Source organism: Luteimonas abyssi (assembly GCF_001482195.1).
GTDB classification, from domain to species: Bacteria; Pseudomonadota; Gammaproteobacteria; order Xanthomonadales; family Xanthomonadaceae; genus Luteimonas; species Luteimonas abyssi.
On record NZ_KQ759763.1, the window covers coordinates 543,671 to 557,446 of the forward strand.

Annotated in this window: 14 protein-coding genes; 13 read left to right on the forward strand and 1 reads right to left on the reverse strand. The window is 68.0% G+C overall.

Going from position 1 to position 13,776, the window contains the following annotated elements; genetic code table 11:
* The first annotated feature begins 92 nt into the window (after positions 1 to 92).
* Complete coding sequence (locus RG19_RS02100) at positions 93 to 1,445, forward strand: MFS transporter (protein ID WP_058833812.1); 1,353 nt, start codon at positions 93 to 95, stop codon at positions 1,443 to 1,445.
* 216 nt (positions 1,446 to 1,661) lie between these two features.
* Here the strand turns inward: RG19_RS02100 and RG19_RS02105 are convergent, their stop codons facing one another.
* Positions 1,662 to 2,162, reverse strand: a complete 501-nt coding sequence (locus tag RG19_RS02105; protein ID WP_058833813.1) for a MarR family winged helix-turn-helix transcriptional regulator — start codon at positions 2,160 to 2,162, stop codon at positions 1,662 to 1,664.
* A gap of 102 nt (positions 2,163 to 2,264) precedes the next feature.
* On the opposite strand from RG19_RS02105, the gene hppD reads away from it, so the two are divergent.
* The 12 genes from hppD to RG19_RS02165 all read left to right on the forward strand — a co-directional run bounded on the left by hppD (position 2,265) and on the right by RG19_RS02165 (position 13,775).
* Positions 2,265 to 3,371: a 4-hydroxyphenylpyruvate dioxygenase gene (gene hppD, locus RG19_RS02110; RefSeq protein WP_058833814.1), complete on the forward strand. Its 1,107-nt coding sequence runs from the start codon at positions 2,265 to 2,267 to the stop codon at positions 3,369 to 3,371.
* Between the two features lies 1 nt (position 3,372).
* Positions 3,373 to 4,053, forward strand: a complete 681-nt coding sequence (locus RG19_RS02115) for a hypothetical protein (protein WP_058833815.1) — start codon at positions 3,373 to 3,375, stop codon at positions 4,051 to 4,053.
* A 32-nt stretch (positions 4,054 to 4,085) separates the two neighbouring features.
* Positions 4,086 to 5,384, forward strand: a complete 1,299-nt coding sequence (gene hmgA, locus RG19_RS02120) for a homogentisate 1,2-dioxygenase (RefSeq protein WP_058833816.1) — start codon at positions 4,086 to 4,088, stop codon at positions 5,382 to 5,384.
* 80 nt (positions 5,385 to 5,464) lie between these two features.
* Positions 5,465 to 6,133, forward strand: a complete 669-nt coding sequence (locus RG19_RS02125; RefSeq protein WP_058833817.1) for a hypothetical protein — start codon at positions 5,465 to 5,467, stop codon at positions 6,131 to 6,133.
* A 175-nt stretch (positions 6,134 to 6,308) separates the two neighbouring features.
* The gene (locus RG19_RS02130) at positions 6,309 to 7,640 is read left to right on the forward strand and encodes a TrkH family potassium uptake protein (RefSeq protein ID WP_058833818.1); all 1,332 of its coding nucleotides are present in this window, start codon (positions 6,309 to 6,311) and stop codon (positions 7,638 to 7,640) included.
* Positions 7,633 to 8,310 (forward strand): potassium channel family protein, encoded by a 678-nt coding sequence (locus RG19_RS02135; protein WP_058833819.1) that lies wholly within the window; start codon positions 7,633 to 7,635, stop codon positions 8,308 to 8,310. The genes RG19_RS02130 and RG19_RS02135 overlap by 8 nt, the downstream gene beginning before the upstream one ends.
* A gap of 260 nt (positions 8,311 to 8,570) precedes the next feature.
* Positions 8,571 to 10,880, forward strand: a complete 2,310-nt coding sequence (mbhE, locus tag RG19_RS02140) for a hydrogen gas-evolving membrane-bound hydrogenase subunit E (protein WP_058833820.1) — start codon at positions 8,571 to 8,573, stop codon at positions 10,878 to 10,880.
* Positions 10,877 to 11,308: an MnhB domain-containing protein gene (locus tag RG19_RS02145; RefSeq protein ID WP_058833821.1), complete on the forward strand. Its 432-nt coding sequence runs from the start codon at positions 10,877 to 10,879 to the stop codon at positions 11,306 to 11,308. The genes mbhE and RG19_RS02145 overlap by 4 nt, the downstream gene beginning before the upstream one ends.
* Positions 11,305 to 11,709, forward strand: coding sequence for a sodium:proton antiporter (locus RG19_RS02150; protein ID WP_058833822.1), 405 nt, complete (start codon positions 11,305 to 11,307; stop codon positions 11,707 to 11,709). The genes RG19_RS02145 and RG19_RS02150 overlap by 4 nt, the downstream gene beginning before the upstream one ends.
* Positions 11,706 to 13,166, forward strand: a complete 1,461-nt coding sequence (locus tag RG19_RS02155) for a proton-conducting transporter transmembrane domain-containing protein (protein WP_058833823.1) — start codon at positions 11,706 to 11,708, stop codon at positions 13,164 to 13,166. The genes RG19_RS02150 and RG19_RS02155 overlap by 4 nt, the downstream gene beginning before the upstream one ends.
* On the forward strand, positions 13,163 to 13,504 hold the full coding sequence (locus RG19_RS02160; RefSeq protein ID WP_058833824.1) for a Na+/H+ antiporter subunit E: 342 nt from the start codon (positions 13,163 to 13,165) through the stop codon (positions 13,502 to 13,504). Before RG19_RS02155 ends, RG19_RS02160 begins: the two co-directional genes overlap by 4 nt.
* Complete coding sequence (locus tag RG19_RS02165; protein ID WP_058833825.1) at positions 13,497 to 13,775, forward strand: MrpF/PhaF family protein; 279 nt, start codon at positions 13,497 to 13,499, stop codon at positions 13,773 to 13,775. The genes RG19_RS02160 and RG19_RS02165 overlap by 8 nt, the downstream gene beginning before the upstream one ends.
* Position 13,776: the final 1 nt, after the last annotated feature.

Consider the following 13,776-nt stretch of genomic DNA (forward strand, 5'->3'; position numbering starts at 1 on the left):
GCGCTGGATCGGCCCCGCATGCTACTGCAAGGCGCAGCGCGGCTGCCGGCGTGTAGAGTCGTGGCCTGGGCCGATAGCCGCGACGATCCGCAATGACGACGACCGCCACCGCCACCGCACCCCTGCCGCGTCCGTCGGCCTCGCAACGCTGGCTGGTGCTGGTGTTGGTCAGCCTGGCCATGTTCGGCAATTACTACGTCTACGACGCGCTGAACCCGGTCATCGACCTGATGCGCACGCAGGAGGGCTTCAGTTACCGGCAGATCGGCATGCTGTCCACGGCGTACAACGTCGCGGCCTTGCTGGTGCTGCTGGCCGGCGGCTACATCATCGACCGCTGGGGCACCAAGCGTGCGATCACCGTGTTCGCGCTGATCTGCCTGGCCGCCGCGGCGACCACCGCGGCCGCGGCGCGCTACGAAACCGTACTGGCCGGCCGTTTCATGCTCGGGCTGGGTGCGGAACCGCTCATCGTCGCGGCGACCACGGTGTTGGCGAAATGGTTCAAGGGCAAGGAACTGAGCTTCGCGTTCGGCATCAACCTGTCGATCTCGCGACTGGGCTCGGCCTCGGCGGACTGGTCGACCTCGTTCGCCAGTCCGCTGTACGCCAACTGGCAGGACCCGCTGTGGCTGGCTACGGGTGTGGCCGGTGCGGCGGTGGGTGCGGCGCTGCTGTACTGGCTGATGGAGCGACGCGCCGAAGGCCGCCTCGATCTCGGCGCGCCGCCGGAGACCGACAAGCTCGAACTCAAGCGGCTGTACGCGTTCAGCGCGTCGTACTGGTACATCGTGGCCTTGTGCGTCGTGTTCTACTCGACGGTCTTCCCGTTCCGCACGTTCGCCATCGATTACTTCCAGCAGGCCCACGGGCTCGACCGCGAAGCGGCCGGGCTGCTCAGCAGCCTGTTGCCGCTGGCGGCGATCTTCGCCACGCCGCTGTTCGGGCTCTGGGTGGATCGGGTGGGGCGGCGCTCGCTGTTCATGGCGGTCGGTTCGCTGGTGATGCTGCCGCTGTTCCTGCTGGTGACGTACCTGCCGCCGGGGCCGGCCGTGACGATCGCCATCCCCTTCATCGGCGGTGCGCAGGTGCCGTTGACGTTGCTGGTGGTGATGCTGTTGCTGGGCGGGGTGTTCTCGCTGATCCCGGCGGTGATGTGGCCCTCGGTGGCCTACATCGTCGACGCGCGCCGGCTGGGTTCGGCGTACGCCCTGATGACGTTTTGCCAGCAGCTCGGCTGGGCGGTGGTGCCGTTGGTGGTCGGCCTGCTCAACGACCGCTTCCTGGCCGGGCCCGCGCATCCGGGCGGCTATGCGCCGGGGATGTGGTTTTACACCGCGCTGTCGTTGCTGGGATTGTGGTTCGCCTATCTGTTGTGGCGCACCGAGTCCGGCCCAGGAGGGCACGGACTGGAACGGCTGACGGTCCACAACGCGCCGGGCTGAGCCGGGTTCCGCATCGCCTGCCGCGAGGGTCCGCACCGGAACGCATTCCGGGGCGTGCGTTTGCCGCTCCGCCGGTGGGCCGGATCGAGGCCGCGTCCCGATCGCGTCCTCGCCATGGCCGCCCTCGTTCTCGCGGTACGTCCTGACCCGGGATGAAGCGCCGCGTGCGCGGAATGCCGTGGACACGCCCCGTCGTGAGACGTCCTTGCCGGCGGGTCAGGAGGGGAACACATCCTCCAGCCGGGTCAGCAGCCGGTCCAGCACCGCGCGTTCGTCGTCCTGGAGGTGGGCCAGCAACCGGCGTTCGTAATCCAGCGCCAGCGGCACGATGTCGCGGTAGACCTGCAGGCCGGCTTCGCTCAGACGCAGGACCGAGCGGCGGCGGTCGTCGTCGTGGAGCTCGCGCTCCAGCCGCCCCGCCTCCAGCAGTTTCGACACCGCGCGGCTGACCGCCACCTTGTCCATCGCGGTGCGCTGGGCGACCGCATTGGCCGACAGCCCCGGAAAACGCCCCAGCACCGCGATCACCCGCCATTCGGTGATCGCCAGGCCGTAGCGCTCGGAGTAGATCTGCGCGATCGCCGAGCTGATGCGGTTGGACAGCACGCTCAGGCGATAGGGCAGGAACTGCTCCAGCAGCAGGCCGCCGGCATGGCGGTCGGGCGCCGTTTCGCCTTCGGCTGCGGGTGCTGTTGAGGCGTGCTGACGTTCGGCCATTGTGGCAGTGCACCTTGCAAATGGTTTCATTTGAAACTACAAAGGAGGTCATCATCCGGCCAGCCGCCTCGCGGCCGGCCGCCGTTCTTCCAGGAGGCGATCATGACCGCGCAACCGCAGACCTCGACCCAGGGCCCCAATCTTGGCATGGAGGTCACCACCTTCGAGAACCCGATGGGCATCGACGGCTTCGAATTCGTCGAATTCGCCGCACCCGATCCCGAACTGCTGCATGCGCTGTTCAAGCGCATGGGGTTCACCGCGGTCCTCAGGCACCGCACGCGCGACATCACCGTCTACCGCCAGGGTGGGGTGAACTTTCTGGTCAATGCCGATCCCGATTCGTTCGCGGCCGAGTTCGCCAAGGCGCACGGCCCGAGCGCCTGCGGCTTCGCGATCCGCTTCAAGCGCCCGGCCGACGAGGTCAAGGCCACCGCGCTCGACAACGGCGGCGAGACCTTCGACGACGAGGGTTCCAAGGCGGTGCCGGCCCCGGTGATCAAGGGCATCGGCGACTGCATGCTGTATCTGGTCGACCGCTACGGCGACGCCGGCTCGATCTACGACGCCGACTTCGTGGCGATCGAAGGCGCGGACCAGAATCCGGCCGGGTTCGGCCTGACCTTCATCGACCACCTGACCCACAATCTGTACCTGGGCAACATGCAGAAGTGGTCGGACTACTACGAGCGGCTGTTCAACTTCCGCGAGATCCGTTACTTCGACATCAAGGGTGCCAAGACCGGCCTGAAGTCGAAGGCGATGACCGCGCCCGACGGCATCGTGCGCATTCCGCTCAACGAATCGAGCGATCCGAAGTCGCAGATCAACGAGTACCTCGACGCCTACAAGGGCGAGGGCATCCAGCACATCGCCTGCTTCACCGACGACATCTACGACACCGTCGAGAAGATGCGCGCGCAGGGTGTGGAGTTCCTCGACACGCCCGAGACCTATTTCGACGTGATCGATCAGCGCATTCCGGACCATGGCGAGGATGTCGCGCGGCTGGCGAAGAACAAGATCCTGATCGATGCCGATCAGGAGACCAAGAGCCGCAAGCTGCTGCAGATCTTCACCCAGAACACCATCGGGCCGATCTTCTTCGAGATCATCCAGCGCAAGGGCAACGAAGGCTTCGGCGAAGGCAACTTCCAGGCGCTGTTCGAGAGCATCGAACGCGACCAGATGAAGCGCGGCGTGCTCTGACGTGACATCGCCTTCCGACGCGCCCGGCGTGCCCGCGCCGTTGCCGATCGCGCCGGAGCAGGGCGAGCGGATGGGCCTGGTCGAGGCCGTGGCGCGCTACGCGCTGGGCGAGCGGATGATCTCGCTCGACCCGGCCCGCGCGGCTCTCGATCCCGGGGGCGCGGTGCGCGTCGTCGAGGGCGACCTGACGATCGACGGCAACCTGTGCCTGGACTGGGACTACTGGCAAACGTTGGGCCTGGTCGTCACCGGCGATCTGCAGGTGAACGGCGCCATCGTCAATGCGGAGATGGAAAGCGGTCCGTTCCTGTTCGTCGGCGGCCGCACCCGGGCGGGTGCGATCATCGCCGGCGGTGCGGAGTTCCTGTTCGAAGGCGACGTCCAGGCGGACGACATCGTGCTGGGTCATTACAACGACGGCGTGCTGACATTCGGCGCCGCGCTCCGGGCGCCGGCGGTGGTCACGATGGATCACCACCTCGAGATCCGCGGCCGACTCGAAGGGCGCAGGTTCGACACGCTCTTCGGTGGCGACCCATGGTCGGCGGTGTTCGACATGGCGCCCGACATGCTGGAGGCGTTCGACGACAATGCATTCCGCAGCCTGGACCGGGTGCTGATCCCCCAGGTGATGGCGGGCCGGCCCGTCGTGCGCGACGATCTCCGGCAACCCGTCGGCTGAGTGCCGGCGATCCTTTCAATCCGGTTCCGAACATGGGTGCGGACATGAATTACATGAGCGGCTTCGGCAACGAGTTTGCGACCGAGGCAGTGCCCGGCACGCTGCCGGTCGGGCAGAACGCGCCGCAGCGGGTGGCGCACGGCCTGTATGCCGAGCAGCTGTCGGGCACCGCGTTCACCGCGCCGCGCGCCGAGAACCGGCGGAGTTGGCTGTATCGCATCCGGCCGGCGGCGATGCACGGGACGTTCGAGCCCTTCGAGCAACCTCGCCTGCACGACGACTTCGCCGTCGGTCCGGTGTCGCCGGACCAGCTGCGCTGGAGCCCGGCGCCGCTGCCCGACATGCCGGTGGACTTCGTCGAGGGCCTCTACACGATGGCCGGCAACGGCTCGGCGGAGGCGCAGACCGGCATCGGTATCCGGGTGTACGCGGCCAATGCCTCCATGCGGGGGCGTTACTTCTACAGCGCCGACGGCGAACAGCTGATCGTGCCGCAGCAAGGGCGCCTGCGCATCGCCACCGAGTTCGGCGTGCTGGACGTCGAGCCGCAGGAGATCGCGGTGATCCCGCGCGGCGTGCGCTTCAGCGTCGAACTGCCGGATGGCGCCTCGCGCGGTTACGTCTGCGAGAACTTCGGCGCCGCGATGCGCTTGCCGGATCTCGGGCCGATCGGGTCGAACGGTCTGGCGAACCCGCGTGATTTCCTCAGCCCGGTGGCGGCTTACGAGGACCTCGAAGGCGAGTTCGAATTGATCGCCAAGTTCCAGGGACACCTGTGGCGCGCGGGCATCGGCCACTCGCCACTGGATGTGGTGGCGTGGCACGGCAACTACGCGCCTTACAAGTATGACCTGCGGCGGTTCAACGCGATCGGCTCGATCAGTTTCGACCATCCGGATCCCAGCATCTTCCTGGTGCTGACCTCGCCCAGCGACACGCCCGGCGTGGGCAACATGGACTTCGTGATCTTCCCGCCGCGCTGGCTGGTGGCACAGCACACGTTCCGGCCGCCTTGGTTCCACCGTAACGTCGCCAGCGAGTTCATGGGGCTGGTGCATGGCGCCTACGATGCCAAGGCGGACGGCTTCGCGCCGGGTGGTTGTTCGCTGCACAACTGCATGACCGGCCACGGGCCGGATGCGGCCACGTTCGAGAAAGCGTCGAACGCCGACCTCTCGAAGCCGGATGTGATCGCGGACACCATGGCCTTCATGTTCGAGTCGCGCGCGGTGCTGCGCCCGAGCCGGCAGGCGATCGAGGCCGGTCATCGCCAGCGCGACTACCAGGCCTGCTGGGCCGGCCTGCAGCGGCACTTCTCCCCGCCGGCCTAGCGTGAGGGTCCGACACGCGTTCGCGGCCGGTTAACGGGGGCGGCGCGAGGCTGGGCGTCCGTTAACACGAAGGATGTCCCATGGCGCAGAAAACCCTGCCGCTGGCCGTTGCGCTGATCGCCGCGCTCGCCCTGGCCGGCTGCGATCGCGGCGGCGATGCCGACACACACGCCGGTCTGCCGACGGCACCGGCCGGCGACGCAATGGATGACCCGTCCGCGCCGCCGCCGATGGCCGATCCCGCAGCCGGAGCGCCCGCGGAAGGTACCGGTCAGCCGTCGCCGGGCGGACAGCCCGCACCCGGCACGATCACCTGGGAAGGCTTCGGCCCGGCCGAGTTCGGTGCCGACCAGGAAGCGGTCCGCATGGCCTGGGGACGTGATCTCGGCGACGCGCGCCCCTCCGAGCCGGGCGGCTGCTACTACCTGATGCCGCAGCCGGCCGGCACCGACGGCGTGGGTTTCATGATCGAGCAGGATCGGTTCGTGCGTATCGACGTGCGGGACCCGCAGGTCGAGGCGCCAGGCGGCGGTCGCGTCGGCATGCCGACCGCCGAGATCGAGCGGCTCTATCCTGGGATGATCGAGACGTCGCCACACAAGTACGAAGAAGGCGCGCACACGCTGCGCATTCCGGCGCCGGAAGGACGGCCGGGCGCGCTCGTGTTCGAGACCGCGCCGGATGGCGACGTGCAGCAGTGGCGCGTCGGCTTGCCGCCGCAGGTGGATTACGTGGAGCGCTGCGGCTAGCGGTCGACGGCGCGGCGCGAGGCCGCACGACAGGCGTCGCGTCGTCGTTCACGCCGTCGCGTCCGAGTGCTCCGGACGCGGCGGCGAGCCGGCCTGCGGGGGGCGCCCGCACGTCGTTGCACGTCGTGACACAATGCGCGCCGTCGTCCTGATGGCTCCCTGAGCGGAGAGCGGTTTGACCCGAGGTATCCGTCATCCTGCGCGGCTGGTGCCGGTCGGCTTCGCGGTGCTCATCGCGCTGGGTACCGTGCTGTTGATGCTGCCCGCGGCCCGTGTCGGCGATGCCGGCGCGCCCCTGATGACCGCACTGTTCACCGCGACGTCCGCGGTATGTGTGACCGGTCTGATCGTGGTCGATACACCGAGCTACTGGTCGGTGTTCGGCCAATGGGTGATTCTGGGGCTGTTCCAGGTCGGCGGCTTCGGGATCATGACCGGTGCGACCGTGTTGGGTCTGTTCGTTGCCGGCCGGCTCGGTCTGGAGTCCCGTCTGGCCGCACAGTCCGAGACCCGCGGCGTGCAGCTCGGCGACCTGCGCGATGTGCTGCGTGTGGTGGTGCTGGTGACGCTGGTGGTGGAGGCCGTCGCGACCGCACTCTTGTCGCTGCGTTTCCGGTTCGCCTATGGCATGGACTGGGGGGCGGCGCTGTGGGACGGCTTCTTCCATGCGGTGTCTGCCTTCAACAACGCCGGCTTCTCCACCCGCTCCGACAGTCTGACCGGTTGGGCGGGCGATGCATTCGTCATTCTTCCGATCACACTGGCCGTGGTCCTGGGCGGATTCGGTTTCCCCGTTCTCAACGAATTGCGCAAGCGCCCGCTGGACTGGCGGCGCTGGTCGGTGCATACCCGCCTGACCTTGTACGGCAGTGCGCTGCTGATTGTCGGTGGCGCATTGCTGATCGGCGTGTACGAGTGGCGCAATCCTGCCACGTTCGGCGCGTTGGGCGGTGCGGAGCGCGCGCTGGGTGCGATGTTCCACTCGGTGGCCGCGCGTACCGCGGGATTCAACACCATCGACGTCAGTGAGATGCGCGTGGAGACCCAGGCCGTGAACTGGGCCTTGATGTTCATCGGCGGTGGCAGCGGCGGCACCGCCGGGGGCATCAAGATCACCACCTTCATGCTACTGGGCTACGCGATCTGGGCGGAAGTGCGTGGCAGTGAGGACACGGTGGTGTTCCGGCGGCGCATTCCCCATCAGGCGCTCCGTCTCGCACTCGCGGTCGTGTTGATGGCGCTGACGGTGGTCGCCTTCGGCGTACTGGCGCTGCTGACGGTCGCCGACATCGCGCTTGCCGATGCGATCTTCGAGGTGATCTCGGCCTCGGCCACCGTCGGCCTCTCGACCGGCATCACCGGCGAACTGCCGCCTGCCGGTCAGGCGGTCATCGTGGCGTTGATGTTCATCGGCCGGGTCGGATCGGTGACACTGGTCACCGCCCTGGCGCTGCGCCGCGCCCCGCGTGCCTACCGCTATCCACAGGAGCGCCCCATCGTTGGCTAATCGAAACCGGACGATCCACCGTGGCGACAGCGTCGCCGTCATCGGCCTGGGCCGCTACGGCAGCGCGGTGGCGACCTCGCTGCTTCGGCTCGGTCACGAAGTGCTGGGGATCGATGAAGACGCCGAGACCGTGCAGCGCTGGGCCGACCGGCTGACCCACGTGGTCCAGGCCGACAGCACGAGCACCCAGGCGCTGAAGCAGCTCGGGGTGCACGAATTCGAGCGCGCCGTCGTGGGCATCGGGTCGGACATCGAAGCCAGTGTGCTGACCGTGCTCGCGCTGGAGGAGATCGGGGTGCCGGATATCTGGGCCAAGGCCAACAGCAGCAAGCACGGCCGCATCCTCGAGCGCACCGGCGCGCATCACGTGGTGTATCCGGAAGCGGCGATGGGCGAGCGCACGGCCCACCTGGTGACAGGCAAGATGATCGACTTCATCGAGTTCGACGACGGCTTCGCGATCGCCAAGACCCGCGCGCCGCGCGAAGCCGCCGGAAAGACCCTGAGCGAGTCGGCGCTGCGCACCCGATACGGGGTCACGATCGTCGGCTACAAGCGTGGGCGTGCGGACTTCGCCTACGCCCGCGAGGACACCATCGTCGAGGCCGGGGACATCCTGATCGTCTCGGGCGCCACGGACCGGGTGGAGACGTTCGCGGCGCTGACGTAGCGGCAGACCCAGGCCACGCCCACGGCGACCGGGCCGGTTCCGGATGCACGGGGCCGGGATCCCGTGACTTGCCGCGCGCGGGGGCGGCCTTCGCACGCCCACATCCGGCATCCATGTCCTGCATGTGCGACCTGCGCTGCGGGACCTGACCGATTCCGGTCGTGACCTTTGCCCGTCAAATCGCACGTTTGCTAACATCGAGGTCTTGGTCGGCCCTGTCCAGGCGCCATTCCCGCCACTATCGCCCGTTCTGGAGAGCAATGGCCGAAGCGAAGATCAACGGCGCTCCATCGCCGCACCCGGGCAATGCCTCAAGACTCGGGTGGCTCGCCCTGCTGCCGCTGGCACTGTTCGGTCTGGCCCTGCACCAACTGTTGAGCGATGCACCTCCCCGGGTGCTCGATCTGGCCTGGTTTCCTTCGGCGGGCGTCGATCTGCGTTTTCTCCTCGACGGCCTCGCATTGCAGTTCGTGCTGTTGATCACCGGCGTCGGCGCCATGGTGATGGTCTACGCCGGTGGCTACATGGCCGGCATGGCCCAGCGTGAACGGCTGTTCGTGCTGCTGTTCCTGTTCATGCTGGCGATGCTCGGCTGTGTGACCAGCGACAACCTGGTGGTCACCTTCCTGTTCTGGGAAATGACCAGCCTGACCTCGTTCCTGCTGGTGGGCTTCAAGCACGAGTACACCGACGCGCGCAAATCCGCGCAACAGGCATTGATGGTGACCTTCGGCGGCGGCCTGGTGCTGCTGGCCGGGGTGATCATGCTGGGCAACATCGCCGGGACGCTGACCATTTCGGAACTCATCGCCACCGCGCCGGCATGGCGCGACGATCCACGCCTGGGTGCGGCGATCGGGCTGTTGTGTGTCGGTGCGTTCACCAAGTCCGCCCAGTTGCCGTTCCACTTCTGGCTGCCCAACGCCATGGCCGCGCCGACCCCGGTAAGCGCCTATCTGCATTCGGCGACCATGGTGAAGCTCGGTGTGTACCTGCTGGCGCGCCTGGATCCCGCGTTCGACGATCTCGCGCTGTGGCAGCAGATCCTGGTGCCGGTGGGTGCTGCGACCGCCGCCTGGGCGATGCTGCTGACCTTGCGCGAACGCGATCTCAAGCGCATCCTGGCCTGGTCGACCGTCTCCGCACTGGGCACTCTGGTGATGCTGGTGGGCCTGCCCGGCGAAGCTGCGGCGACGGCGATGGGGACCTTCCTGCTGGCCCATGCGCTCTACAAGGCGCCGCTGTTCTTCGTGGCCGGCAACGTCGACCACTGCACGGGCTCGCGCAACATCGACCACGTCACCGGCCTGGCGCCGCGGATGCCGTGGACGGCTGCCGCCGCCGCGCTGGCGGCCATCTCGATGGCGGGCATGCCGTTCTCCATGGGATTCGTGGCCAAGGACCTGATCGATATCGCCAAGGAGCAGGGTGGGGCGCTGGCCTGGATCAGTTACTCCAGTGTGTTCGTCAACGCCATCACCGTTGCGGTGGCGGCCGTGGCCACGATCCGGGTGTTTTTCCGCCGTCGCGGCGAGGAGGGCGTTCCCGGCGAAATCCACGAGGCCCACTGGACGATGCTGCTGCCCCCGCTGTTGATCGGCAGCCTCGGCATCACGCTGGGCCTGCTCCCTTGGCTGCTGGATCCGTTGATCGGCGGCACCGTGTCCTCGACCGGCCCGGGCGGCGTGTTCGAGGGGATCGAGCCGGCGGTCACCCATTTCCACGCCTGGACCGCGATCGCGATCGCGGCGGCACTGGGCGCGGTGGTGTTCGTGTTCTGGGATCGTCTGCACCGGCTGATCGAGCAGGTGCTGCTGCGCGCCGATCCGCTCTCGTCCATTGCCTGGTATCGACGGATGATGGCCGCCATTCCGGCACTGGCCACGGCGCTGACCCCGCGGCTGCAGAACGGCCGGCTCACCACGGCGGTGCTGTTGATCCTGGTGTCGTTGCTGGTGTTGACGATCGGCGCGCTGTGGCTGGGCGGCGCCGTGGTGGTGCCGGACATGGGGACACCATCGTTGACCGTGGCCGGTGCAAGTCTGGCCATGATCGCCGCCGCGGTCGGCGTGTGTCTCGTGCGCGACCCCTTCCTGATGCTGCTGGTCTCGGGTTTCATCGGACTGAGCTCGGCGCTGCTGTTCCTCTTCCTGGCTGCGCCGGACCTGGCGTTCACCCAGTTCGCTGTGGAGGTGGCCTTCGTGGTGGTGATCGCGGCGGTGCTGCTGCGGATGCGACGCCTGGGCGCCGGGGTCGGCGGCGATGCGCCGGTGCTGCCGAGGCTGCTGATCGCGGTGGCGGCCTCGGTGACCATGATGCTGGTGTTGCTGGGGGCGTTGGACGGCCCGTTCGACACCGCGCTGCCGGACTACTTCGCCCAGGCGAGCTATCCCGAAGCGCACGGCCGCAACGTGGTCAACGTGATCCTCGTGGACTTCCGCGCGGTCGACACCCTCGGTGAGATTTCGGTGGTGGCCATCGCCCTGCTGGGACTGCTGCCACTGCTGGCGCTGTTGCGGCGACGCCAGGCGGGCCGCACGGTCACCGGGCGGCCGGGAGCGCACCCATGACGCCGCGCGCGTTGATCCTGACCGTCGCCGCGCGGGCGATCTATCCGCTGATGCTGCTGGTGTCGGCCTGGATTCTGCTGCGCGGGCACAACGAGCCTGGCGGTGGCTTCATCGGCGGCATGGTGGCGGTTTCGGCGACGGCGATGCTGGCGGTCGCCCACGGTGCGGATGTCGCGATGGGCCGGATGCCCGGCGGCGCGATGCGCCTGGCCACGGCCGGTGTCCTGTTGTCGCTGATCAGCGGGTTGCCTGCGTTGTTTCTCGGATTGCCTTACATGACCCATCTCTGGGGCACGCTGCCGCTGGGTTTCACCGACGTCGATGTGTCGACCGTCCTGCTGTTCGACATCGGGGTGTTCGCGGCGGTGTGGGGCGCTCTGGGCGGTGTCTGTGCATCCGCCATCGCGATCGACGAGGCCGTGCGATGAGCGCGGTGCTGGTGTTCGCGATCGGGGCCGTGCTGGCGGCGGGCCTGTTTCTGGCGATGTCGCGGCATCTTCTGCGGGTCGTGGTGGGAGTGTCGCTCATCGGTGCGGCCGCCAACCTCATGCTGTTCGTCTCCGGTCGGCTGGGCGGTACGCCACCGGTGATCGAGGCGGGTCTGCAGGCGCTGGACGGCGGAACGAATCCGCTGCCGCAGGCCCTCGTGCTGACGGCGATCGTGATCGGGTTCGCCCTGACCTGTTTCTCGCTGATCTTGGCACTCGCGGTTCGACAGAGCAGTGACCAGGGTGATGCTGATCACCTGGTCGAAGCCGAGCCGCCTGCGGGCAGCGACGGCATGCCGGCCGTGCTAGACGATGCCCCCGATCGGGAGCCACGCGCATGAGCGGGTTCCTGGTGGTGGCTCCGGTCCTGGTGCCGCTGGCGTTCGCGCTGATCACCGCGCTCGCGCACGGCCGACCGCAGCGGGTGGCGAACCTCAGCCTGGCGGGGGCCTTCGCGTTGCTGGCGTGCACGCTGGCCCTGCTGGTACGGGTCGTGCGCGACGGTGTCCAGCGCAGTGCGTTCGGCGGCTGGGATGCGCCGTTCGGCATCGAGTTCGTGGTCGATCCGCTCAGCGCCAGCATGGCGGTGATCACCGCGTTGATGGGCGTGGCGGCGCTGGTGTTCCAGCGCTCGTCGGCCGATCCCGCGCCCGAGGGCCCGACCCTGCATCCGCTGGTGCATGCGCTGCTCGCCGGCGTCGGCGGCGCCTTCGTCACCGGCGACCTGTTCAATCTCTACGTGTGGTTCGAGGTGATGCTGCTGGCGTCACTGGGCCTGCTGGCGCTGGGCATGGCGCGGCGGCACCTCGAAGCCACGTTGAAGTACTTCGTGCTCAACGCGGTCGGGACGTTGCTGCTGCTGATCGGTGTGGCCAGCGTCTACGCCATGACCGGGCACGTGAACTACGACGCGCTGTTGTCGGCCTCGGGCGGCATCGAGCCGATGCGGCTGCTGCCGGTGGTCGCGCTGCTGTGCCTGGCCTTCCTGATCAAGGGCGGTGCGTTCCCGGTGTTCGCCTGGCTGCCGGCCAGCTACCACACGCTGCCGGCACCGCTGCTGGCGCTCTTCGCCGGCCTGTTGACCAAGGTCGGCGTGTACGCGGTGTTGCGCATGCTGGCCGACGTTTTCGTCGCCGTGCCTGATGTGGCCTATCAGGCGTTGGGGTGGATCGCGGTGGCGACGATGATCACCGGCGTGCTCGGCGCCGCGTATCACTGGGACATGCGGCGCATCCTGTCGTTCCACATCGTCAGCCAGATCGGCTACATGTTGCTGGGCATCGCGCTCGATTCGACCCAGGGCACGGTCGGCACCGTGTTCTACATCCTCCACCACATCGTGGTGAAGGCGAACCTGTTCCTGATCGCGGCGATCGTGTTCGCACTGACCGGCAGTTACGACCTGCGCCGCGCCGGCGGGCTGTGGAAGGCGCGGCCATGGCTGGGCGTGCTGTTCCTGATCCCGGCGCTGTCGCTGGTCGGTATCCCGCCGCTGTCGGGCTTCTGGGCCAAGTACATCGTCGTGCGCGAGGCATTGACCCAGGGCCAGGTCGTCTGGGCGGCGTCGGCGCTGCTGGTCGGCTTCCTGACCATGTATTCGATGATGAAGATCTGGATGCAGGCGTTCTGGGCCAAGCACCCGGACGACGCGTGGACGCCGCCGGCCGACGTCCGTCTCGGACCCGCATGGGTCGTGACCGTGGGGCTGGCCGCGATCACTTTGGTCATCGGCCTGATGCCCCAGCCGCTGTATGTCTTCGCCGAAGAGGCTGCGCGCGTGATGGGAGCCGGATCATGAAACCCGTGGTGGCTCTCGTCCTGCTGCTGCGCTTCGTCTGGCAATTGATCGTGTCCGGCCTCACCACCGCGTGGCTGATCGTGCGGCCGGCCCGGCCACGGCCCGGGCTGGTACGCATGCGCTACCGCAACCTGGACGACGTGGGTGTGTCCATCCTGGGCTGCCTGATTTCGCTGACGCCGGGAACGACCACGATCGACATCGACACCGAGCGCGGCGAGCTGTTGCTGCACCTGCTCGACGCGGACGATCCCGCGGGCACCGTTGCGGGAATCCGCAGCGAGTTCGAGCGCCCCCTGCAACGGCTGTATCCGGCTGGAGAAGCAAACGATGGGTGATTCGACACTGGCCGTTTCAATCATCGTGGGCGCGGCGCTGCTGGCGCTGCTCCTCGCGTTCGTGCGCTTGCTGCGCGGTCCTGCCCAGGCCGACCGCGTGGTGGCGCTGGACGTCGTGTTCTCGTCGTCGATCGCGATGGCGGCAGGCGCCGCGCTGGCCAGCGGTCGGGCATTGTTTCTCGACGTGGCGATCGGCCTGGCCGTGGTCGGTTTCGTGGCGACGATTGTCTGGGCGCGCCTGATCGAGGCCTCGCCCCGGGAGGAGAGCTGAC